This is a genomic window from Roseateles sp. GW821-FHT09G03 (assembly GCF_059416045.1).
On record NZ_JBWKOK010000001.1, the window covers coordinates 883685 to 906671 of the forward strand.

A 22987-nucleotide genomic window follows, 5' to 3' on the forward strand; every position below is an offset into this window, starting at 1 on the left:
AGACGTCATGAGCAGCACCATTCCCACCGTCCGCCCGATCAACGTCCCGCCTCCGTCGGGCGAAACGCTGTCGGGGCCGCAAAGCCCGGCGCTGCCGACGCTGCCCGCGACGCCGACTGCCATCGACACGCAGCCCAAGCCGCCTTCGAGCGAGCACATCCTGCCCGAGGGCTTGGGCTCGCGGCGCGCATCCCTGGATGCCGCGAAGAACGACAGCGGCTCCGACGCCGCGCCGGTCCGCTCGCGGCCGTCCACGCCACCGCGTCAGTCAGCGCCGAAGGTCCTCAGCCGGACGTCCTCCACGAACAGCACCGGCGGTCCCGGCCGGCTGGCCGATGCACACGGCAGCGGCGAGCACATCCCCATGACGCCGGTGACTAGCCAGCTCAACGTCAGCAGCAGTTCACTGGCCAGCGATGCCCAGCGCACGACGGGCGGCGCGCCCTCGATCACCGAGCAGCGCCGTTCCACCGCCACCGAGACCGGCAGCTCGTCCGCGCTGCCCCGCGAGACGCACGACGAGATCTCCCAGCTCACCCGCGGCATGCCCGGCGCCTTCGATCCCCTGCCCCGCGAGGTGCCGGACCCCGGCCCGCGTGCCCCGGGCGGCCTCGCGTCGCTGCATGCGGCCACCGTGCCGAGTCCCCGTGACGTCAACCCGCGCGTCGACATCGGCTCGCTCGCGCAGAAGCTGCCGGACGACATCACCGGCTGTGTCGCCTACATGCTCAGCGCGATGCGCAAGAGCCCCGACGACATCCCGGCGCTCGAGCGCCTGGCCACGCAGCAGGCCGCCGTGCTGGAGTCGCGCGGCATCCATACCCGCGACGACCTCGTCGCCGTGCTCAAGCAGGTGCAGTGGCGCGACCAGGGCACGGCCCTGATGCACGGCATGGCCTCGGCCAGCGGCTTCAACCTCGGGACGATCCCGGCCAACCTCAAGCTCGCCGACCTGACCCTGGCCGGCCTGATGAAGGCGATGCCCACCCTGCCGGTCGCCGTGCCGGCGCTCATCACCGGCGCGGTGATGGGCTTCGCGCTGTCGATGCTGGATGTCGCCTCCGGCGCCGCCACGGGCAAGACCTTCCACGACGCCTACTTCACCCGCCCGCCAGGCGAGCAGTTGCCCGAACCCATCGCCAGCGCGAATCCGCCGACCAAGGCCAGCCTGGCCGCGGACAACGCGATCGCCGCGGGCCTCAGCTACGGGGTCGCGCGCAACGGGCTCGTGCGCATTCCGGCGATGCTCAACTACGAGCTCAAGGGGCAGCCGGAGCAGCGCGCCGCCATGGACGGCCGCCTCGATCCGGGCTTCGGCCTGCCGGTGGGCGGCGGCGGCATGCGCGTCATCAAGAACGACTTCGACGTCGGCGCCGGTCGCGCTGGCTTCCAGCACTTCCTGGCGCGCGACGATCTCGGCGCCTGCCTCGACCACCTGCAGAAACCGGCGGCCGAGCAGATCCTCAGCGCCGCGGCACGCGCCGGCGCGCACGTGAAGAACCTCAAGGACACCTTCCCCGAGGCGCTCGGCGACGTCTTCGCCAGCAAGGTCGGCTGGACCTCCCACGCCATCCTCAGCGCCGGATTCGGCGGTCTGACCGCCATGGTGGCCAGCCTGCCGACGACGCTCATGCAGCAGCACGGCCTCAGCGAGAAGGACGCCAACATCACCACGCAGATGCTGAAGTACGTCGTGCTGCAGGCGCTCTATCACGTGTGGGGCGGCGCGCTCGGCGCCGTCGGCGGACCCAAGGCGCCGGATCCCGCAGCGGTCTCGCACGCATGACCCTGCCCGAACGGCCACGCAGGAGTCGCGCATGACCCAAGCCTGGCGCTGCTTCAATTCGACACACATTTAAACTTGCCATCTGGCAAAACAAGCGGGGACACTCCTGCCGCCTGACCCTCCCCCGGAGGGACCAATCACCAATCACACCGACAGGCACGGGAGGGAGTCACCATGATGGGCAAGGCATTGGTCCGCGCCCTCCTGGGCAGCGCCTTGCTGACCGCCTGCGGCGGCGGCGGGAGTGTCTACGGCCCGCATGACGGCAGCATCCAGTCTGTCTCGGACACGACGCCGGGCGATACCACGGTCACGACCCCCTTCCTCGCGCCCGTCGACGGCGCGAATCTGGCGCCGCTGTTTCCGCCCCGATCGCCGATCGAGACGCTGCAGTTCACCCTGCCCGACGGCACGCTGATCACGCGCTTCGGCAATCGCGCCGTGGGCCAGCACGCCCGCGAGCGCGGCGAGGAATGGAACGAGGCCGGCTTTGGCCCCAACGAGACCGTCGACGCGCAGGGCCACCCGGTCGACAAGGGCCGGGGGGCCTACCTGGGCTTCGTGCCGAACTCCTTCAGGAACCGCACCTGGGGCATGGAGATCGTCGACGACAGCCGCGTGGCCGGCGTCACGCGGCCCACGCTGAAGATCAACACCTACAACCCGACGGTGGACTTCCTGCCGGGCGGCACCGCGTTCTTCCGCGCCTTCGACCGCGTCGGCGTGACCGGCTACGGCTGGATGGACAACGGCGAGCTGCTCGACGCGACGGGCTCGGTCTGCCAGCCGGTGGGCTATCCGGCCGACGGCCAACCCGGCACCGATCACTGCACGGTCCTGATCAAGGCGTACCCGGGACATGCGGGCCTGGGCGGCGACGGATTTCCCGACGGCACCCGCGTGGATGCCCGGCCCTTGAAGGTCGGGGACGCGATCGAGATGGCGCCGTCGATGTTCACGACCGCCACGGCGATGCAAGCCCGGGACGACCACGGCGGCATCCGCTACTACGCCGGCGAGGCGGTCTACGTCGTCGGTCAAGGCCTGACCCCGTGGTACGGCGTCCAGCCGCGCCTGAACAGCGCGCCGCTGCCGGAATCCACCTTGTCGGGCGGCCTCGGCTCCGTCTCGTACAACTACTCGGACGAAGGCTTCCGGATGTTCCAGCAGCCGGCCGGCAACATCGGCATGCAGAACATGCAGCGCTTCGTCGAAGGCCGCCGCACGGTCCACAGCAGTTTTGCGACCGGGGCGCACGTCGAGCCCGGCAACGAACCGATGGCCGCCATCGCCGGCCTGACGGGGCCGCACTTCAACGCCGCGACCTGCGTCCAGTGCCACACCGGCAACGGCCGCGGGCCGGCACCGTTCGCAGTCCATCAGCGCCTGGACCGGATGAGCTTCCGCGTGGCCGTGAGGGGCGCCGACGGCGTCCTCCGTCCGGACCCGCTCTACGGCGCGGCGATCCAGATGAACGCGATGTCCTCGTCCGGCGCACCGGAGGCCGGGGGTTATGCCGTCAGGGTCGCGGGCTTCGACACCCGCGCCGTCACGCTGGCGGACGGCACGAAGGTCGAGTTGCGCAGACCCAGGTTCGGTTTCGATGGCCCCATTCCGCAGCTGTGGTCGGCGCGAGCCGCGCAGCCGCTGATCGGTGCCGGCCTGCTGGAAGCGGTGCCTGAAGCGGACATCCTGGCCCGGGTGCGGTCCACGCCCGACCAGGACGGCGTGGTGGGCAAGGCCAACTTCGCCTTCGATCCGGAAACCGGCGCGACGCGCCTGGGCCGCTTCGGCTGGAAGGCGTCCAAGGCCAGCGTCCGTCATCAGGCGGCCGACGCGCTGCTGAACGACATGTCGGTGACCTCGCCGGTGTACCCGAACCGCAGTTGCACGACGGACCCCATGGGTTGCCGCAGGGCGCCCGCGCAGAAAGGCATCGAGGAAGTCGATCTGACCGCGCTGACGCAGTACATGCAGCTGCTGGCGGTGCCGGCCCAACGCAGCCTCCCGAGCGGATTCCCGAAGGGTGTCGCGCCGCTGGACGAGCATCGCGTGGATGCGATCCAGGTGGCCAACGGCCGCAAGGTATTCGACGCGCTGCGATGCGCGGCCTGCCACACGGCGGAGATGAAGACGGGCGGAAACCATCCATTCGCGGAACTGCGCGACCAGACGATCCGCCCCTTCACCGACCTGCTGCTGCACGACATGGGACCGGCCCTGGCGGACACCCTGCCGGAAGGCCGGGCGCGCGGCGCGATGTGGCGCACACCGGCCCTGTGGGGCATCGGTTACACCGACAAGGTGGCCGGTTCGACGCGGGTGGGCTACCTGCACGATGGCCGTGCCCGCACGCTGACCGAAGCCATCCTGTGGCACGGCGGCGAAGGCGAGAAGTCGCGTCAGCGCTTCGAGCAGCTGTCCAAGGCCGACCGCGACGCACTGCTGGCCTGGCTGAAGTCGCTATAGACGCTGAAGTCGCTGAAGTCGCTGAAGACGCCAGACCGGCGCAAGACCTGAAGTCAGCGAGTGATGCTGGGGCCGGAATGAGGCTGGGGGTTCGCGGACGCGATGCCCCCTGCCTCGTGGAGAGCCCGCGCTTGGCGTGACGAAGTCATTGCCCCTCCGCGCCGCCGCGCAACGGCAGGCGCACCGTCACCACGCTCCCCTGCCCTGTCCCCGCGCTGCTGGCACACGAAGAACCGCCGTGAAGCTCCGCGATGCTGCGCACCAGGGCCAGCCCGACGCCCAGCCCGCCTGGCACGCCTTGCGCCCCATGCACCCCATGCCCGCGCGCGTGCTCCTCGCCTTGCGAGAACGGTTCGAACGCATGGCTGAGCGTGTCCTCGTTCATGCCGATGCCGTTGTCCGACACGGTCAGCACGGCCACGCCCTCATCGCGGCGCAGGTTCAGGTCGATGCGCCCGCCCGCCGGCGTGAACTTGATCGAGTTGCTGAGCAGGTTGGACACCAACTGGATCAAGCGGGTGCGGTCTCCGCTCAGGCGCATCGGTTCGCCGGGCAGCGACGCGTGCAGCAGATGTCCGCGCGCGTCGGCCGCCGGCCGCATGCCTTCGACGGCTTCATCGACGACCACGCCCAGCTCCAGCGGCTGGACGCTCAGCCGCACCTTGCCGGTCGTGACACGGCTGACGTCGAGCAGGTCCTCGACCAGCCGGTTGATCTGGCGCACCTGCTTGTCGGCGACCGCCAGGCACCATTCCCCGCGCGGGCTGAGCGTCTCGCGGCCCATGATCGAGAGCACGTTCATGATGGGCGCGAGCGGGTTGCGGATCTCATGCGAGAGCATCGCGATGAACTCGGTCATCCGCCGGCTTTCGTCCACGAGTTCGACCATGCGCAGGCGTTCGGCCTCCTGCTCCCGGCGGGCCGTGAGGTCGCGGGTGACCTTGGCGTAGCCGAGCAGCTCGCCGTCGGGGTTCAGGATCGCGGTGATCACCACGTTGGCCCAGAAGGTCGTGCCGTCCTTGCGCACGCGCCAGCCTTCATCCTCGAAGTGACCGTGCTCGCGCGCGCGCCTGAGTTCCTCCGCGGGCCAGGCGCGGTCGATGTCGGGCTGCGTGTAGAAGGCCGAGAAGTGGCGGCCGATGACCTCGCGGGCCTCGTAGCCCTTGATGCTTTGCGCGCCGGCGTTCCACGTGGCGACGCGGCCCGCGGGCGTCAGCAGGAAGATGGCGTAGTCGAGCACGCCCTCGACCAGCCGGCGGTAGACGGCGTCGCCCGCCTGCTGCAGGCGCCTGACGTCGTCGACCTCGCCTGGCGCGAGGTCGTCCTGTGACCTGTCAGCCGTCATGTCGTCCTTTGTCCGTCCCACTTGTGCCGTGAGTCCCGACCGCCCTGTGCGGGCGACTCTATCGCGATGGCGCTTTCACGCCGAGCCGTTTCAGCAGTCGCAGGAAATTGCTCCGGTCCATGCCGGCCTCGCGCGCCGCCGCGGCCATGGCGCCATCGTGGCGGCGCAGCGCTTCCTCGATCCATTGGCGCTGGAAACGCTCGGTCGCCTCGCGCAATCCGAGACCGGTAGCGATGACCGGCTGCGGCGCGGCAGCAGCCTCGAGGGGCATTCCGGATGCCTCGCCCACGACGGTGCCAGGGGAAGGAATGACCGATGCGAGCCCGGCGTTGGCGTTGGCGCCGACGACCTTGCCCACCGGTGCCAGTCCCAGATGCGCCGGCTCGATCGCGATCCACCGCCCGCCCCGCCCGGCCGACGACAGGGCACGCAGTGCCGCGCGGCTGATCAGGTGCTCCAGTTCGCGCACGTTGCCCGGCCAGTCGTGCGCCAGCAGCGCCTGCGAGGCCTCCGGCGACAGGCGCAGGTTGCGCGCGCCGAGGCGATGCTGGTTCTCCTCCAGGAAGCCGCCGGCGAGCGCGAGCACGTCGCGGCCGCGCTCGCGCAGCGGCGGCACGCGCAGCGGGTAGACCGAGAGGCGGTGGTAGAGATCGGCGCGGAAACGGCCGCGCGCGACTTCCTCGCGCAGGTCGCGGTTGGTCGCCGCGATCACGCGGACGTCGACCTTCCTCGCCTGATCGCTGCCGGGCCGCTGCACATCGCCGCTCTGCAGCACGCGCAGCAGCTTGGCCTGCACCGGCAGCGGCAGTTCGCCGACCTCGTCCAGCAGCAGCGTGCCGCCGTCGGCGAGCTCGAACTTGCCGCTGCGGTCCGCGACGGCGCCGGTGAACGCGCCGCGCTTGTGGCCGAAGAGCTCGCTGTCCGCGAGCGTCTCCGGCAGCGCCGCGCAGTTGATCTGCACCAGCGGGCGGTCGCGCCGCGAGGAGCGCGCATGCAGCCGCTCCGCGACGAGTTCCTTGCCGACACCGGTCTCGCCGAGGATCAGCACGGTGAGGTCGGAGCCGGCGACGGTGTCGATCTCCTCGCGCAGCCGGACCATCGCGGCGCTGCGGCCGAGCAGCTCGCGCGATCCGCCGCGCGACGCGGTCCGCGCGATCGCCTGTTCCTGTTCGGCGCGCCGGGCCATCTCGGCGATGGTTTCCTCGGCGACGATGCCGGCCTCGAGCAACCGGACGATGCCCTGCAGGCGGCCGTCGTCGACGCCGTCGAACGCGCGCGGGTCCATCGCATCCAGCGTGACCAGGCCCCAGATCCGCCCCTCGACGCGCAGCGGCGCGCCCATGCAGTCGTGCACGGCCTCGAGCTCCTGCTGGTGTTCCAGCAGCCCGTCGTACGGATCGGGCAGGCCGGCGTCCGACGGGAAGCGCAGCCCATGACTGCTGTCGAGCAGCCGCGCCAGACGCGGATGCGCCGCGACCGGAAAGCGCCGCCCGAGGGCTTCTTCCGCCAGTCCGTCCACGGCCACCGGCTGCAGCACCGGCACGACCTCGTCGGGCAACAGCCGGAGCAGCGCCGCGGCGTCGCAGCGGACGAGGCCGCGCACGGCGGCGAGCAGTTGGCGGTAGCGGGAATCTGAAGTCACTTCGACCTGCGCGTTGTCAATCCGACACCGGCACATCTTCGGTCATTTCGACAACCATGATCTGTCGATGGGATTGATAACAATGAATATCAATGAGTTAGGAGTGTTTTTTAAAGCTGATCGCGCTGGCACGGATCGTGAGTAGAGGAAGCCATCCTCAACGAATCCGGAGTACAGAAGCTCATGTTCAAGCCCCAGACCATCGCCCTGATCCAGGCCACGGTGCCGCTGCTGAAGTCGCGCGGCGAGGACATCACGCGGCACTTCTACCGCGCGATGCTGACCGAACATCCCGAACTGAAGGCTTTCTTCAACGAGGCGCACCAGGCCGAAGGCACGCAGGCGCGCGCGTTGGCCGGCGCGGTGCTGGCCTACGCGAGCCACATCGATCGCGTCCATGAACTCGCCCCGGCCCTGCCCCGCATCATCCAGAAGCACGTGGCGCTGGGCGTGCAGCCCGAGCACTACCCGATCGTCGGCGCGTGCCTGCTGGCCGCGATCCGCGAGGTGCTGGGCGCGGACGTCGCGACCGACGAGATCATCGATGCCTGGGGCGAGGCCTACGGTGCCCTCGCACAACTGCTGATCGACGCCGAGGAGAAGGTCTACGCCGCCACGGCCGCGCTGCCGGGCGGCTGGCGCGGTCAGCGCGAGATGGTGATTGCGCGCAAGGAACGCGAGAACGAATTGATCACCTCGTTCTACCTGGTGCCGGCGGACGATCAGCCCCTGCCGCCTTTCCATCCGGGGCAATACCTGACCCTGGTGCTGCACATCGACGGGAAGACGGTGCGGCGGAACTACTCGCTGTCGGACGCGCCGGGCAAGCCCTGGTACCGCATCAGCATCAAGCGCGAGAACGGCTGGCTGGTGTCCAACTGGATGCACGACAAGGCCGCGGTCGGCAGCCGCATCCACGCGCAGGCACCGGCTGGCGAGTTCACGCTCGACGCCCAGTCCACGCGACCGCTGGTGCTGGTGACGGGCGGCGTGGGCATCACGCCGGCGATGGCGATGCTCGAATCGGCGGCGGCCAGCGGGCGGACTATCCGGTTCATCCACGCGGCGCGCCACGGCGGCGTGCATGCGTTCCGGGAGCGCGTGGACGTGCTCGCGGCGGCACATGAGAACGTCGAGGCGCTCTACGTCTACGACACGCCGCGCGACGGCGACGAGCCGCACGAGGTCGGTTACGTCACCGATGCGCTGCTCGCGCGCCATCTGCCTGAGGACCGCGACGTCGACCTGTACCTGCTCGGCCCGAAGCCGTTCATGCAGGCGGTGTACCGGGCGGGCCGCTCGCTGGGCGTGCCGGCGGAGCAGCTCCGCTACGAGTTCTTCGGCCCGGCGGAGGAACTGGTCGGCGCCTGAGAGCGCTCTCCAATCGGCATCGGACGTCGCACCTTTGACGCGGCGTCCGGCGCGTGACCTACCGCTAGTACGCTCGGTCTCGGTCCGGCATGACTGACAGCGCGGCCTTCGCCGCGTCGACCACGCTGCTCCATTCAGGGAGGGCGATGTATTGGGAATCCTTGAGCGCGGTGCCGTACTTCTGGAAGATGGCCTCGAAGGCATCGATCACGGCTGTCACGAGTCGCGCCTCGGTGGCATCGATAAGCATCCACCCGATGTTTCCATCAGGATCATTCCGCAGCGTCGAGTCGTCGAAGAAGAAATGGACGGCGTAGTCGAACTCATCGTGCTGAACCGTGCCCCACTTCTGTCCTTCGATCCAGACCCGCTGTTGGTAGATCGGGTCTGACAGAGCGTACAGGTTGCCAAGCAACGCATGGCGCTGTTCCGGAGAATCAATCTTGCCCATGGTTTGCCCCGACTCGACCATCGGATTCAATCGCTGAGTTCTCCTTGGCTTTACCCGGTGCAGGCATTGGTGACTCAAACTGATTTGGAAGATATTGGGAAAGCCTGGACATAGGCCCATGTGAGGGCCGGTGCCACTGGCGCCAGTACTGCTTCCCGTGGGGACCATATCGCGTCAGACTCAAGTTCATTACCCTCCACTATCCAGCCGGTTCCTTGCAGACGGGCAATGACGTCAGTGACCATCTCGTCGGCATTCCCGACGCTCCTGGCCTGGACGCGCAACATCAACGAGTCCGAAGGTTTTGAGTAGGGCATTGATTCCTGTTTGGTCACTGTGCCCAATGCAGACGCCACCTCTATCAGACGCGCCAACACGCCGTCCTCATCAGCTTTTGAAATGGGAAAGATCACGGCTTTGAGTTCAAGAATGAGTTCGGTCATGGGTCAATGCGTAATCTTTCCGGTCCACGATACGTTCAAGTGCCCTCCTGAGCCATCGTTCAATTGAACGTCCCATTCGAAGTGCTCACCCGCTGTGCGAGACGGTCCCTTCGTCCATTCGCGACCGAACTTGTCCATAAACCCATCTTTCTCCCCCCTAGGTAGCGGCTCGGAAGGGTTCCACTTCTTCGGCGGCTCATAGGTTACCTCACCTTCTCTTGGAAGCTTCTTGTCCTTGAGAATCTGATCGATCTTGTCCTGCTTCTTCTGTTCGCGCGTGCGTTTGGGGTCGTCCTCTGGCGGCTGAGCTCCCGGATCGCCTGTACCAGCGGATTCTTCACCGCTCCCGTCGGATTTATCAGCATTGAGTGCTGTTCCAGGAATGGTTTCTCCGGTTGCCGAGTTGATCAGCAGTCCGGTCTTGGGATCGCGGCAAAGAGCCCCCGGACCGCAATAGGGGCTCGGGTTGGGACCGAAGTTTCCCGGTGTCGCCAAAAGAAGTCCACCGATGAGGAGAGGCGGGGGGATTCGCGACACCCAGTTGATGATGGTGACCAACGGGATCACGCGCTTGCCACTGACGACCGTCCGGGGCAATTTAAGTGCGCTGGCGACGCCAATAGATACCGCATTGTCGGAGCCGGTCGATTTCCCGTCGGTCTCCACCTTCTCCAGCTTGGTGGCCTCTTCCTTCTGCTTCTCTTGCTCAGCCCCACCGCCACTCGTGTTGATCCCGTTCACGAAATCGCCATCGGTCATGTACAGGTGTTCCACCGCCATGAAGCCCGACGGATCCACGTAGGACAGGCTGTTGTTCAGGACGTAGGTGTAGCGGTTGAACGCCTGCGGATTTGACGCGTCCGGCACCGTGGGGTCGGCGCTGGCCATCCGGCCCGAGATCGGGTCGTAGACCCGCCCGTTCAGATGGACGAGCCCGACTTGATCAAGGTGCTCCTGACCGGTATAGCCGGTGTGATCCTGGGTGTTGCGAATGCTGCCGAAACCAGGCCCAGAGTCATCCATTCCAGCCTCCGTGCGGCGGCGTCCCCACGGGTCATAACTCATCCTCTGCAGCACCGTTCCGGACTCGTCAACGACGCCCACCGCGCTGCCGAGATGATCGGTCATGAAGTAGCGCACCTTCTTCACCCCGGTATCGGTTGGTTGCGCCGTGGCGCTGGCGATTTTCTCCTCCACATAACCGATCGCGGCAGGCAGATAGGTTCGAATCGTGGTCGTCCCAGCGGCGGCGTCCACTTCCTTTTCCACAACGCCGGCGTAGTGGATCGTCGTTGACGGCGCGCCGGGTGCGCCGCCAGACATTGGACTGATGGTCTGCTTGACGCGCTGGCGGTCCGGCCCGAAGAGGAAGGCCGTGCGCTGAACCGATGTCGCCCCATCCATGCGGTCGACGCTGGCGAGCCCGTTGAAAGTCGTCCACGTGTAGTGACGGTTCAAGCCGTCCACCAGATTGCCGTTTCCGTCGTACGTCAGTTGCGGATTCGTCAGGCCCAGTACCGGCTGGTCGCTGTCGATTCGACTCAACGCATGCGGTCCCGCACTTCCTGACAAGGGGTAGACCAGCCGGCCAATGCCGTCCTTTCGCACCAAGTTGCCGATGGCGTCGTAGTCGTAGAACTTCGTTGGTTGAGCAGCCAGTTGGGAACTGCTCAGCCGATTCAGTTCGTCGAAGAAAAACACTTCCAGCAGAGAGTCGCCGCCGGTGATGATCCGTTGCTCGCGGCTGGTGATGTTGCCGAGCGCGTCATGGTTGTAGCGGTCACGCTGATGACTGCTCGTATCCGCCGACGTCCCGACGTCCAACGACTTCAGACGTCCGGTGAACGGATTCAATCCCCACTGCTGGGTCAGGCCGTTGCCCCACTGCGCCTGAGTAAGCATGCCAGCGGCGTCTCGCGCGAGCGTCGTCGAAAGCGCGACGCCGTCCCGCTTGAGTAGGGTCGCATATCCTTGAGCGTTGTACTCGGTCGACAGAGTCTGGTGCGGCGCTCCCAGCGTGCCGCCACGCTCACCTCGCCTGAAGGACGTCGAGGCGGCCCGTCCGAATCCGTCGTAGCCGAACTCGGTCACGTAGTCCCAGTCGAGTCCGATGGAGACACTCGCGGGCCGACCTAGCGCGTCAAAAACGTTGAGCTCTCGATAGTCCTTGGCGCCCGCGATCCAGGTGGATGCCTCGGCCAACCGCCCGACGCCGTGTGCAGCGGAGTCATATTCCCATCGCGCATCCTGGTCCGCCGACAACCGGCGTGTCATACGTCCCAGCTCGTCGAAAGTGACGGTGATCGTCTGGCTCTTGGCGTCGGTCTGCTGCCAGGTCTGTCCGAGCGCATTGGTCCAGTAGCGGCGGACGCCGAGGTCGGGGTCGTTCAACTGGGTCTTGCGGCCTCGGGTGTCGTAGTCGATCGTGGTCTGATTGCCCTTGGCATCGAAGACGCGAGTGAGTGCATTGAAACCGTCGTGCGCAAAGCTCATCGAATAGCCGCGCGCATCGATGAGGCGCCGCACGCTGCCGAGCACACCGCGGACCTCCACACGCTGTTGGGCCTTGGCGTTCGTCGAGGTGGTTCGCAACCCTTGATAGACGGTGGTGGAGACGTCCTGTCCACCGCTGTCCGCCGGGAGCCGGAGTTCGATCGGACGCCCGAGGTCGTCGTAATAGGTCTCCGCAAACACCTGCTGCGCACCAGCGAAGTATGCCCGCGAGCTCTTTTCCAACAGGCCCTTGCCGTTGAAGATCTTTTGCGTGAAGACCTGCCGGCCGTCGAAACCCCACGAGCGCGTCTGCACCCGTCTTCCAAGCGCGTCGAGGAACTCCTCAAACGGAACGGCACGCTGCACGCCCTGCGCCCAGTACTGCGTAACCAGAACCTGTGTCGCGTGATTGGCGCAACTCTCAATGCATTGGCGGTAGGCGAATGTCTCGCTCGTTCCATTCGCGAAGTCCGCTCGCGTCTTCCGCCCCCAGCCGTCGTATTGCCACGTCGTGGTCAGGTTGTTGGGACCGGTCATCGTCAGCAGCGCGCCAAGCCCGCCGTTGTAGGTCCGCGTCTCCTTGTGCTGCTTGGCGTTGATCACCTCCAGGACGAATCGGTCCTGCGCGTCGTAGTTCAGTTGCTCGACGGTGCGAAGAACATTCGTGCCGGTTTGCATGTCGCGGAAGGACTGCTGGCGTGACCGCAGCACGCCTGTCGTCGACTCGCGGTTGTAGATCGTCGCCAGCGTCAGGCTGGGGTCGCCTCCCGGCTCTATCGTTTCCCGGATCAACTGCCCGTATTCGTCGTACTCGAACGCAGTCGTGCGCGTTACCGTCGTTGTCTGCGCTAGCGCGCAACTTCCGATCGCCGCCGCCATGGCAGTGAGGATCCCGCGCAGCACGCGCGCCCGTCCGGCGCCACCCTTGGATCGCTGTTGTTCCATCGCTCCTCCCTGGAGTCCTGTCACGAATGTCTTGCCGCGGCTCATGGGCACACGCTGTTGTTGGGCGGGCTTGTGGATCTCGTGTTGACGGTGAGATCCAGGCTGGTCGCCCTGTTCAATGCGTCCGTGACGGTCACGCGATACACGGTGAAGCCCGACTCGCAGGCCACTGTCTGTCGCGTGGCAAGCGTCGCCGTAGCGGTGTTGCCGCCAGTGATCGTCGTGCTGGTGTTGTCGGACTGCAGCGTGCTCCATTGATAGACGAAGGGCGCCAGACCGTTGGCGACGTTGGCCGTGGCGTTGACCGTGTAGGTGAACAGGCCATTTCCGACGAAGCTCTGCGGGAACACCGGTGTGGTGGTCAGTGAGGGCGGCGGCGGATGCACCGTCAGCGACACGCCAGTGCTGCCCGCGATGCCCCCCTGCGGCGATGCGACCAGCGTGCCGGCATAGTTGCCGGCAGAACCCGAGGTCGTCAACGTCACGGTTCCGCAGATCGCGCCTGCACCGCACGCGCCGGTGGGGCCGGATACCGATGCGCCCCCTACGGTCGAGTAGCTGATGCCTCCGGTCGCCGTCTGTCCCACGTTGGTCAGCGTGCAACTAAGCGAAGCAGGCGTGGGTACCACCGTCGGCGAGTTGGCGCTGCAGTTGCTGAAAGCGAGTTGAGCCTGGGTGTAGACCCGGAGGTTCACGCCTGTGTTGGCCGAGCCGCCCGAGTCAGGCGAGGCGGTCAAGGTGCCCACATAGTTGCCGGCGTTGCCGCTGGTGGTGACCACCGCCGTGCCGCACACGGTGCCTCCCGCGCACGCTCCGGTCGGTCCGGACACCGAGGCACCCGCAATGCCGGCGTAGCTGATGCTGTTTGCGCTCGCCTGGCCGGTGTTGCTCAACGTGCAACTGAGCGTGGCGGTGCTCGGCGTGGTCACCGGCGAGTTGGCAGAGCAGTTGGTCCAGGCCAGTTGCGCGGGCGACTGGACTACCAGGCTCGAAGGGAGTTGCGCCGCGCCGCCGGCATTGGGTGTTGCGGTGAAAACGCCCTCATAGACGCCGACAGTGCCCGGCGTCGTCACGGAAACCACGCCGCAGTTCGTTGTCGCAGCACACGCGCCGGTCGGCCCGGTGACGCTGACGCCCGCGATGCCGCCGTAAGCGATCGAGGCGATCGACGTCTGCCCGGTATTGAACACCGTGCAATTGAGTCGCGCGCTGGCGGGTGCCGTCACTGGCGACGTGCGCGTGCAATCGCGGAACTCGAGTTGCGACGCAGTGAGCACCCAAAGATCGATCGACGTGCTTGCGCCGACGCCCGTGGCCGGCGTCGCCGCGAGGGTGCCGGTCACATGGCCAGGCGTGGTCGCCGACGTCACGGTCACTGTGCCGCAAGTCGCACCCGCTTCGCATCGCCCGGTGGGCCCGACGACGGTCGCGCCGACGATCGAGGCATAGCTGATGGCGCTGGCTGCGGTCTCGCCTTCGTTGGCAACTTGGCAGGTGTGCGTGGCGGGCGTCGGCGTCGTCGTGAACGAGACGATCGAACAAGCCGACAGCGTCAGGCGGGCGGGCGTCGCCGGTGCGTCGACCTGAAGCGTGATGGCCGCGGAGGCGACGCTGCCGGAGGCCGAGGTGGCCGTGACCTGTCCGTCGTAGCGCCGGGGGCTCGTGCCGCTGGTGATGACCACGTTGCCGCAGTCGCCGGTACCTGCTGCGCAGGACGTCGGCCCCGACACGGTTGTTCCGGAAGGGCTCGTGTAGATAATCCCGGTCGCTGCGGTCTGGCCAAGATTGCCGAGGCGACAAGTCGCCTGATCGGGCGTTGGCGCCACCGTGCCGGAGCCCATGGCGCAGGTGACGAGCGTCAGCTGCGAGGGCACCAGCGGACTGCCGGTCGACGTGCTCGTCTTCGTCACCTGCTCCAAGGTCTTCAGGCCCAGCAGCCAGGAGGCGTCACGATTCTCGAATTCGCGTGTAATGACGGTGGTCACGCTGTCGCCATCCGGCCCGGACACGACCTCGGTCGCGCGGGTGATGTTGCCGTAGGCATCCACCGTATCGATGGTCGAACTGCCGCCCGGCAGCGGGCTGCCGTCCAGGTCGTTGGCCGAAACGGTCTGCGTCTTGACGTAGGGGTAGACCGTGCCGCTGCCGGTGTCCAGTCTGGCGTGACCCAGCGTCTGGAGCGACAGGAGTCCGCCGCTGCGAGAGGTGCGTCTGACCGCCTTGGTCGTGCCGATGTAAGGAAAGTCCTGCCGCAACGTCGTGGTGGTGGTGATCCCGTTGTCCTGGTCGATCGCGGTCACCTTTGCGAAACCGAGCGACCCGCGTCCGCGCAGATCGGCGGCCGCCGCTTCGTAGCGGTAGTCGAACGCATTCCATCCGCCGATGCCGTTGCTGAGTTCCATGCGCGACAGCAACGGTTGCCCGCTCAGTTGCAGTCGGCTGGGGTAAGGCAACAGTGGGCCCGGCGTATATACGGTTCGGTTCTCCAGTCCTTCGTAGAAGAAGCGCGTGGTGGCGCCGCGGCCTTCGGTGACCGAGGCCAACAGATCCTGGTAGTTCGCCCCCGCAGTCAGCGTGACATACCAGCGTCCCGGCGACGAGGTGTTGTCGTAGTAGGCGCGATCCGGAATGCCGTCTCCGTTCAGATCCGCAATGATTCCGGTGAGGAAGAACCCTGGCGGGAAAGTGCCTGGCAGCGCCGTGCATGGCGCAATCGCGGTATCGCCGATCTGGCAGATCTGTCCACCCGAGTAGCCGTCGACCCATCCGTCACGGTCGTTATCCGCGAGAACGTCGATCGGACTTTGTGTGCTTGGCGAGTAGGGGCGCGTCGTGCAAGACAGGCCCGTCCCGGTCGACTTGCAGACCTCGAACATCGGCGCGTTCGGGTCGGACGTACCGACCACTGCCATCGTGTCGCTGTAGCCGCCGAACGGGTCGCGGTTGATGTCCGCCATCAGGCTCTGGCCCGGCTGCATCGGCGCGATGGCGTTGCCCACACTGGCCGCAAGACCCGGCCACAACACGAAGCCGGTATCGGTCGCGACGTAGGCCTCCCAATGGGCGTTGCCCGCTGATGGTCCGGTGCGCATGGCGTATTTCAGGATGTCCGGACGCCCGTCGCCGTTCAGGTCGCCCATGCGCTGGTAGATCCGGATGCGCAGTTCGTAATCGTCCCCGGACGTCAACGCTGCTCCCACGTTCGCATAGGTGATGCAGGGATCGAAGCCCGCGCCGTTGGAGCGGCAGAGGAAGTTGTCGTTGAACAGGTTGTAGACCAGCAGGTCGTCGCGGCCGTCACCGTCCATGTCTGCGACCATGTACCGCTGCGCAAACTTGCCTGAGGTTTGTGCGTTCCAGGTCTGGCAGGAGAAACCGGAGCCGGTCGACAGGCAGATGGTCCAAGGACCAACGCCGGAGGTCTGGGTCGGCAGCAGAGCGATGTCCGTCAGCCCGTCGCCGTTGAAGTCGCCCGACATGGACTCCTCCGTCCGACCTGCCACCGCCGTCCATGTCTGGCAATTGAAGCCGCTGCCCGTGGACAGGCAGACCTTCCAGGCGCTGCTGCCATCCGCGTAGAGCAGATCGACGGCCCCGTCGCCGTTGAAGTCCCCCATCACAGTCTTGGCTTTCACCTGTTCCGAAGGGATGGGCTGCTTGGGTGTGGATTCAATGTTGATGCTGGGACCGCCCCAGTACCCGCTACCAGCGGCGCCCGACGCATTGGCGGACGGATCGCGGAGGGTCCAGGTCAGTTCCGTCGCCGGCAGGCAGATGCCCTGCGCGTCGCAGTCACGAATCCTCTGAAGCAGACTGCGCCCGGACGTCGGGTTCTGCTGGTAGTCCAATCGGGTTTCCCGAACCAGCGTTCCGCCAGCGCCGGCGCCGTCGGTGCCGGTGTACGTTTGGATCGCTTTCAGTCGAACCGTGCGCCGCAGCGCCTTGCCCATGACGTAACCGAGCCAGGCGTCAGGGCGGGCCTCATAGACGAAGCGAACGGCGTTGTAGGGCGACAACCCCTTGGAATCGTTGCCCGTGTAGCGGATCCTCGTCGGGAAATATTCCCCTTGGATGTTGTCTTCCTGGTAATCGATCTCGTAGTAATTGCCCCGGCGGTCCTCGACGCGGTCGAGTAGCCAATACAGACCCGCGCTCGATCCAGGCGCTTCGATGCGCCCGGCGGTGCTCAGGCCGTAGGCGAAAGTCATGCCGTTCTTTGCCTGCACCGAGAACAGTGAGGGGCCGCCCGCTGCTGTGCCCCGGATTCGAGTCGACACGATGCGCGAGAAGTTGTCGAGCTCCGTCCTGTACTCGACTTCGCTGCTGCTGATGGCGCCTCGCGAGATCAGGCGCTGCCCGTCGAGGCAGTACTGATCGTCGGCATCGAGTGCCACGCCTCGTCGCACGCCGTCCTGTGCGAGGGTCTTCGCGCAGCGGGTGATCGTGGAGAGTCCGGAGAGGCTCCAACCTCGCCCCAACCAGCCATCTTCGGACTGGCTGGAATAGCTCAGGGACAGTTCAGGCTGGAGCCCGGCAGTGCCGGGCGGCAGGGGCAGCGCGATCGTGTAGGTGGAGGCGCCGGTCAGGGTGGCGCTTGCGGAACCCTTCAGTGCGCCCGCCAGGCCCGCGGAGAGGTTGGGCGGTGTGATGTTGACCGCTTGCGCCAGCGCCGAGCCACAGAGGGCAAGGCCAAGACAAGCGATGACATAGGATTTTCCCCGTGCGCGCGCAAGCGCCTGCCCGACTCGCAGCATGCGATTCCTCCCTCTTCGATCTCTTTGAACTTATGTCCCGATGTCACCACGGGGCGTTCCGAGACGACAAGTCCTCGCTTTCCCTTGTCGGGGCAATACCTGACCCTGGTTCTGAACATCGAGGGAAGACCGGTACGGCGTCTGAGGAGCTCGGCAGGCGTCGATGGAGAGCGCTCTCCAATCGGCATCGGGCGTCGCGTCCTTGACGCGGCGTCCGGCGGTCTCCCGCTAGCATGGCCTGATCCCCTGCCCCACGCGAACGCGAGGACAGGGACGACAGCAACCAAAGCAAGGACTGCAGGAGACTCGAATGGACTGCCTCACCCTGACCGAAGAAGCCGGCGTCGGCCATCTGGTGCTGAACCGGCCCGATGCGATGAACACGATGTCGCCGCAGCTGTGGCGCGAGCTGGAAGAGGTGCTCGGACAGTTGCACCGCAGCCCGACGCTGCGGGCGCTGGTGATCTCGTCGACGGGCAAGCACTTCAGTGCGGGGATGTCGCTGGAGGTATTCCAGAACGGCGGCATCCAGCTCGACGACCGCAGCGCCGAAGGCCGCGCGGCGATCGTCGACCTGCTGGCCGACATGCAGCGCGCGTTCAACCAGCTCGACGACCTGCGCGTGCCGACCATCGCGGCGATCCAGGGCGGCTGCATCGGCGGCGCGGTGGACCTGGTGGCGGCATGCGACATCCGCTACGCGGAGACCGGCGCGTTCTTCTGCATCCAGGAGATCAACATCGGCATGGTCGCGGATCTGGGCACGCTGCAGCGCCTGCCGAAGCTGGTGCCGCTGGGCGTGGTCAAGGAACTGGCCTACACGGGACGCCGCATGCCCGCGGCGCGGGCGCAGGCAGTGGGTCTGGTGAACGACGTCTTCGCGACGCAGGCGGAGTGCGTCGAAGCCGCGCTGCAATGCGCGCGTGAGATCGCGCAGAAGCCGCCGGTGGCGATCTGGGGCAGCAAGCAGGCGATCCACTACGCCCGCGATCACGGCGTCAAGGACAGCCTCCAGCAGATGGGCTGGCTGCAGGCGGCGATCTGGCAGAACAAGAACCTGATGGAGGCGTTCGCGGCGGCGCAGGCCAAGCGGCCCACCGCATTCCCGGATCTGGCCGCGCTGAAGTTCTTCCGCGAGGGTTAAGTCGCTCCGGACGAAGCGCCGCTCAAGGCTGGCAGTTGGGAGAGCAGCCAGCCGATCCGTTGCTTCATTCGGGGGACGGGGTCTGCGGCCATCGCGGCCTCCAGCGTTTGGCGGATCGCGAGCTCATTGGCTGGTGACGCGAGCGAGAACCGAGCAGCCGCGTCCACCGGCCGTGATCTCGGATCCAGGACCTCGACCAGGGCATCGACGGCGATCAGGCTCAAGGGCCTGCCCGATGCGAGCCACTCGCTGGCCTTGTTCCAGCTGAATGACGATGCCACCGCCAGAGTGCCCCAAGCCCCGACCGAGGGCTCGCAGGCATTGGCTTCAATCCAGGCGAGCGCCTTCTCCGATTTGAAATGGCCTAGCGCGGGAAAGTTTCCGCGCCAGACCTTTTCGGGCATTTCCTTCAACGCGGACTCCGCGCGGGCAAAGCCCTCGTCCAACGGCAGGCTCGCGGCCGTGGCGCGGACCAGCGACCTATAGAGCTCGTCGTCGACGGCCTCCTGCCAGACGCGCCGAACGAAGTCCGCGGCGGCCCGGCCGACCGTGGCAGTCACCTCCAGCACGACCGAGCGGACTTGCATGTTTCGCACGGTCTCGAAACGCTTGCTCAAGGCTGCAAGCGCCTCGTCCGAAGGCAGGCGGGTCCATGCATCGAGCACATCGGCGCGGAGCCACCAGCGCGTGATGCTGAAGTCGAGCAGCGACTCGGCCGAGCGACTGGCTTCGATCAGCGTCGGTGCGGGGAGCGTTTCAGGCGCGATGACGTCTTCGTCAGGTTGCTCCGCACTGCCGTCCTCGTTGTAGAGATCGTCGTGCAGCAGCGGCTGAGCCCAGCCGTGCCGCTTCGCGAGGTTGAACCACTCCAGCGGACGGAGCGAACGGGCGAGCAAGCGGGCATGGCATGCGGAACAGACACGGATCGGATCGGCAGGGTCGTCCGTCTCATCCTCCAGGGAGAAGGGAGAAAGTTCGCAGGCCTGGCAGATGAGGTTCATGCGCGATTGATGGTCAATCATCTGCCAGCACCCCGAACAGGCCCTCGAAGGTCGGGGCGACGTCCAACGCAGCGTCCAGCGCCAGACCGATGAAGGGAACCTGCACGATCGGCCACCCAACCTCGCGGGTATCGAACGCGAATCCCTCCCCGCCCCCGTTCGAGCCGAACAGCAGCAGGCCAGGCGCGTAATCGGCGACCTCGTACTCGCGGTTGAACTGCGCCAACTCGCCGATTCGGAACAACACCAGGAAGTTGTCCCCGACGGGGCCCTCCCCGCCGTCATGCAGCCCGATGAAGCGCAGGTAGTCCTCCGGTAACCGACCGCCAAAATCAGCGTTGACGCGATCGATGTCTTGCGGAGAAGCGCCTGCGTTGATCTCCCACGCCTGGAGATGCGTCATGTAGTCCATGGGATATCCGATTGAGTCGCAACGAATGCGTCAACGGCTCGGATTCTCAGCGAGGCAACACCCGCCCCCACGCGGGGAGCTCCCCCATCCGGGGCCTGCCCGCAAACGACAACGCCCGCCCTGCTGTCGCAGGAGCGGGCGTCGCCCAGTGAAAGAAGCCGGGAGGCTTACTTGTTCACCGCGTCCTTCAGCGCCTTGCCGGCGGTGAACTTCGCGACCTTGGAGGCCGGGATGTCCAGCGCTTCGCCGGTGGCGGGGTTCTTGCCGGTGCGCGCGGCACGGTCGCTCACCTTGAAGGTGCCGAAGCCGACCAGGGCGATCTGGTCGCCCGAAGCCAGCGCTTCGGTGATGGTTTCCAGGGTCGCGTCCAGGGCGCTCGCGGCCACGGCACGGGTCACGCCAGCCTTGGTGGCGATGCCTTCAATCAGTTCACTCTTGTTCATCAATGCTTCCAGTAAAAAACCAGGGTCCGGCTAGCCGGGGCCGGCGATTATCAGCCAGTCCTGACCACCCGACTGTTTGAACACGCAACCAGCCGCCCCCTTCTCCCCCTTCAAACGTCCGCATGGCGGATTTCATCGCCCGTTTGAGCGACATCCCGCGTCATACCCACGACATTCGAGCGGGTCGAAGGCCACATCGGGCCGCCTCGTGCAAGAAAAAAGCCTGGCGCTCTCGCACCAGGCTTTCGAGGTCCATCCTACCCGACCCGCCCGTGGGGGCGGATCAGGCGCTGGAACCGGGCCGGATTACCAGCCCAGATCCTTCAGCAGCGGCTTGGTCAGGTCCTTCGGCGGCACCAGGATCAGGCCCAGGTCGGGGCTGATGTTCGGTTCCATCAGCAGGTTCGGCGAGGCCGACACGTCCCAGTGCGACACGGACGAGCCCGAGGCGATCGGGTTCGGCGTGTACAGCAGCGGACGGCCCAGCGCGTCAGCACCGGCGCGCTTGCTCGGGTCCGCGCCCAGTGTGGCGTTGGCCAGGCCCGGCTTGGTCCGCGTGCCGAAGGGCAGCGCCGCGGTGATCGCGGTACGCAGCTTGACGGCATCGGCCTGCGAGACGCTGATCGTCGGGATCACGACCGTCGGGTCGGCACCGCCTAGGCCCGGAGCCGCGCCTGCGGCGTTGTTGGCGATGATCACGCCGATCGCGCCCGCATTCTGGGCGTTCTTGGCCTTGACCGCGAAGCCGCAAACGCCGCGATCGATGATCGCCACCTTGCCCGCCACCGCCGTGGTGACGGCCGGGCTGAAGGGCAGGCAACCCGCGCCGTTGACCGCATCCGCCGGGACCGTGGCCAACGCGCCCAGGTTCAGGCCGCTGCTCACGGCCGGACCGAAGGACGCTGTGCCGTACGGGTACTGACCCGAAGCGCCCGGCGCGGACGCCGAGATCTTCAGCACCGGCGTGGCCGCCAGCATGTCGGCACCGGCCAGCACGTTGGGGCCGATCCATGCCAGACCCAGCGGATTGACCGCCGATGCGCCGCGCTCGGCGCTGGTCATCGTCAGCCAGGTTTTGCCCGCCGTGTTGTCATACATGTACTGCTCCCAGACGCTGGGCAGTCCACCGTTGGCGACGTAGGCCGTGCCATCCGCGTTCAGGCGGTAACCGACGGCGGGCGCCACGGAACCGGTGTAGACCGTCAGCACCGAGAAGCCCAGGCCGTGGCCCAGTTCATGCAGCAGCGTCTCGACGAAGTTGACGCCGGTGCCGAAGTTGCCGTCGAGGCCCAGATAGAACGGCGCGCCGTCCAGGCAGCCGGCCTTGCCGAGGTTGATGTTGAACTGGGTCTTGATGTCCACGTCGTCGTAACCAGACGGGCCGGGGGGCTGGTCCGCGCTCAGGTTCTCGCCGGCCAGCTTGTTGGCCAGCGCCTGCGGGTACCAGGTGCCGGGCGTGCCGCCGGGGAAGTCGTGCCAGATGTTCCAGGCGCCGGCGCTGCCCAGCACCGCCTGCGACGAGGTGCAGGTCAGCGGTTCCCAGCCGGCGTTCACGGTGATCGTGACGTCGCTGTCGAGCGCCTTCTCCCACACGTCCGCCACGTAGCGGTAGACGTACATGCGCTGCTCGCCCAGGGTGGTCTTGGGGTTGCCGCCGACCGGGGCGACCGGCGTGGTGTCGTTGAAGCCGACGCCCGCAGGGTCACGGCTCTGGATGACGATGGTGGCGGCCTGGGCGGCGCCGGCGGCGCACAGCGCGGCCAGCAGCGCCGTGCGGATCACGGTGTTCTTGAAGGATGTCTGCATGGCTTACTCCGTGGGCAGGGCCGACTTGGCGACCGCGCCGCCGTTCTTCATGAAGGCTTCGGCTTCTTCCTTGCTGGCGAAGCAGGCTTCGATGAGCTTGCCGTCGGCGCCGCGCACCATGACGGACTGGCTCACCATGTCGTCGGTCAGGCGGACACCGACAGCGCCGCTGCGATGCTGCTTGAGCAGCGGCGTCAGTGCGGCGGCGCGCGAGGCGACACGCGCCCGGGCGTTCGCGTTGGCGGGCAGCGCCTTGAGGGCGTTGTGCTCCTCTGGGGTGGCCGGGCGCAGGAGACCGGTCTCGGCGTCGCGCACGATGATGATGTTGTTGGTGTCGGCAGCAGCCGCGGCCGCAGCCGCGGCCGCGTCGGCCACGGACAGGGAAGCCGGGGCGGCGGCTTCGTGAGCCTGCGCCGCCAGCGGCAGGGCCGCGGCGATCGCCAGGCCCAGGGAAATGCGGGTGATCATGGTCGTTGTCCTTG

Annotated in this window: 15 protein-coding genes; 4 read left to right on the plus strand and 11 right to left on the minus strand. The window is 66.9% G+C overall.

What is annotated here, in order from left to right:
• Positions 1–7 precede the first annotated feature (7 nt).
• Positions 8–1786, plus strand: a complete 1779-nt coding sequence (locus AC07OZ_RS03975; protein ID WP_495465854.1) for a hypothetical protein — start codon at positions 8–10, stop codon at positions 1784–1786.
• Between the two features lie 177 nt (positions 1787–1963).
• Entirely contained in the window at positions 1964–4255 is a 2292-nt protein-coding gene (locus AC07OZ_RS03980; protein WP_495465855.1) for a di-heme oxidoreductase family protein, read from the plus strand.
• A gap of 145 nt (positions 4256–4400) precedes the next feature.
• Here AC07OZ_RS03980 and AC07OZ_RS03985 read toward each other — a convergent pair whose 3' ends face one another.
• Together AC07OZ_RS03985 and norR are read right to left on the minus strand one after the other, a co-directional pair.
• Positions 4401–5600, minus strand: coding sequence for a PAS domain-containing sensor histidine kinase (locus AC07OZ_RS03985; RefSeq protein ID WP_495465856.1), 1200 nt, complete (start codon positions 5598–5600; stop codon positions 4401–4403).
• 58 nt (positions 5601–5658) lie between these two features.
• Positions 5659–7278, minus strand: coding sequence for a nitric oxide reductase transcriptional regulator NorR (gene norR, locus AC07OZ_RS03990; protein ID WP_495465857.1), 1620 nt, complete (start codon positions 7276–7278; stop codon positions 5659–5661).
• Positions 7279–7425: 147 nt separating this feature from the next.
• Between norR and hmpA the strand changes: the two genes are divergently transcribed.
• Positions 7426–8613, plus strand: coding sequence for an NO-inducible flavohemoprotein (gene hmpA, locus AC07OZ_RS03995; RefSeq protein WP_495465858.1), 1188 nt, complete (start codon positions 7426–7428; stop codon positions 8611–8613).
• Between the two features lie 64 nt (positions 8614–8677).
• Here the strand turns inward: hmpA and AC07OZ_RS04000 are convergent, their stop codons facing one another.
• From AC07OZ_RS04000 to AC07OZ_RS04015, 4 genes are read right to left on the minus strand one after another with little or no spacing between them, the layout of a single operon-like run.
• Positions 8678–9085, minus strand: a complete 408-nt coding sequence (locus AC07OZ_RS04000) for an SCO4402 family protein (protein ID WP_495466483.1) — start codon at positions 9083–9085, stop codon at positions 8678–8680.
• Positions 9086–9138: 53 nt separating this feature from the next.
• Positions 9139–9507, minus strand: a complete 369-nt coding sequence (locus tag AC07OZ_RS04005; RefSeq protein ID WP_495465859.1) for a hypothetical protein — start codon at positions 9505–9507, stop codon at positions 9139–9141.
• Positions 9508–9510: 3 nt separating this feature from the next.
• Positions 9511–12990: a polymorphic toxin type 17 domain-containing protein gene (locus tag AC07OZ_RS04010; protein WP_495465860.1), complete on the minus strand. Its 3480-nt coding sequence runs from the start codon at positions 12988–12990 to the stop codon at positions 9511–9513.
• Positions 12987–17699, minus strand: a complete 4713-nt coding sequence (locus AC07OZ_RS04015) for an FG-GAP-like repeat-containing protein (protein ID WP_495465861.1) — start codon at positions 17697–17699, stop codon at positions 12987–12989. The genes AC07OZ_RS04010 and AC07OZ_RS04015 overlap by 4 nt, the downstream gene beginning before the upstream one ends.
• Before the next feature lie 310 nt (positions 17700–18009).
• On the opposite strand from AC07OZ_RS04015, the gene AC07OZ_RS04020 reads away from it, so the two are divergent.
• Positions 18010–18843, plus strand: a complete 834-nt coding sequence (locus AC07OZ_RS04020) for an enoyl-CoA hydratase-related protein (RefSeq protein WP_495465862.1) — start codon at positions 18010–18012, stop codon at positions 18841–18843.
• Here the strand turns inward: AC07OZ_RS04020 and AC07OZ_RS04025 are convergent.
• The 5 genes from AC07OZ_RS04025 to AC07OZ_RS04045 form a co-directional block, all read right to left on the minus strand.
• The gene (locus AC07OZ_RS04025) at positions 18840–19865 is read right to left on the minus strand and encodes a hypothetical protein (RefSeq protein WP_495465863.1); all 1026 of its coding nucleotides are present in this window, start codon (positions 19863–19865) and stop codon (positions 18840–18842) included. The two genes, AC07OZ_RS04020 and AC07OZ_RS04025, sit on opposite strands and share 4 nt — an antisense overlap.
• Positions 19858–20256, minus strand: coding sequence for an SMI1/KNR4 family protein (locus AC07OZ_RS04030; protein ID WP_495465864.1), 399 nt, complete (start codon positions 20254–20256; stop codon positions 19858–19860). The genes AC07OZ_RS04025 and AC07OZ_RS04030 overlap by 8 nt, the downstream gene beginning before the upstream one ends.
• A gap of 167 nt (positions 20257–20423) precedes the next feature.
• On the minus strand, positions 20424–20699 hold the full coding sequence (locus tag AC07OZ_RS04035; protein WP_495465865.1) for an HU family DNA-binding protein: 276 nt from the start codon (positions 20697–20699) through the stop codon (positions 20424–20426).
• 306 nt (positions 20700–21005) lie between these two features.
• Entirely contained in the window at positions 21006–22505 is a 1500-nt protein-coding gene (locus AC07OZ_RS04040) for a PA domain-containing protein (protein ID WP_495465866.1), read from the minus strand.
• Between the two features lie 3 nt (positions 22506–22508).
• Complete coding sequence (locus AC07OZ_RS04045) at positions 22509–22973, minus strand: post-PEP-CTERM-1 domain-containing protein (protein ID WP_495465867.1); 465 nt, start codon at positions 22971–22973, stop codon at positions 22509–22511.
• Positions 22974–22987 lie beyond the last annotated feature (14 nt).

Bases quoted from the DNA above. Each gene is read 5' to 3' on its own strand.
- AC07OZ_RS03975 (WP_495465854.1), top strand. From the start codon at position 8: ATGAGCAGCACCATTCCCACCGTCCGCCCGATCAACGTCCCGCCTCCG.
- AC07OZ_RS03980 (WP_495465855.1), top strand. From the start codon at position 1,964: ATGGGCAAGGCATTGGTCCGCGCCCTCCTGGGCAGCGCCTTGCTGACC.
- AC07OZ_RS03985 (WP_495465856.1), bottom strand. From the start codon at position 5,600: ATGACGGCTGACAGGTCACAGGACGACCTCGCGCCAGGCGAGGTCGAC.
- norR (WP_495465857.1), bottom strand. From the start codon at position 7,278: ATGTGCCGGTGTCGGATTGACAACGCGCAGGTCGAAGTGACTTCAGAT.
- hmpA (WP_495465858.1), top strand. From the start codon at position 7,426: ATGTTCAAGCCCCAGACCATCGCCCTGATCCAGGCCACGGTGCCGCTG.
- AC07OZ_RS04000 (WP_495466483.1), bottom strand. From the start codon at position 9,085: ATGGTCGAGTCGGGGCAAACCATGGGCAAGATTGATTCTCCGGAACAG.
- AC07OZ_RS04005 (WP_495465859.1), bottom strand. From the start codon at position 9,507: ATGACCGAACTCATTCTTGAACTCAAAGCCGTGATCTTTCCCATTTCA.
- AC07OZ_RS04010 (WP_495465860.1), bottom strand. From the start codon at position 12,990: ATGAGCCGCGGCAAGACATTCGTGACAGGACTCCAGGGAGGAGCGATG.
- AC07OZ_RS04015 (WP_495465861.1), bottom strand. From the start codon at position 17,699: ATGCTGCGAGTCGGGCAGGCGCTTGCGCGCGCACGGGGAAAATCCTAT.
- AC07OZ_RS04020 (WP_495465862.1), top strand. From the start codon at position 18,010: ATGGACTGCCTCACCCTGACCGAAGAAGCCGGCGTCGGCCATCTGGTG.
- AC07OZ_RS04025 (WP_495465863.1), bottom strand. From the start codon at position 19,865: ATGATTGACCATCAATCGCGCATGAACCTCATCTGCCAGGCCTGCGAA.
- AC07OZ_RS04030 (WP_495465864.1), bottom strand. From the start codon at position 20,256: ATGGACTACATGACGCATCTCCAGGCGTGGGAGATCAACGCAGGCGCT.
- AC07OZ_RS04035 (WP_495465865.1), bottom strand. From the start codon at position 20,699: ATGAACAAGAGTGAACTGATTGAAGGCATCGCCACCAAGGCTGGCGTG.
- AC07OZ_RS04040 (WP_495465866.1), bottom strand. From the start codon at position 22,505: ATGCAGACATCCTTCAAGAACACCGTGATCCGCACGGCGCTGCTGGCC.
- AC07OZ_RS04045 (WP_495465867.1), bottom strand. From the start codon at position 22,973: ATGATCACCCGCATTTCCCTGGGCCTGGCGATCGCCGCGGCCCTGCCG.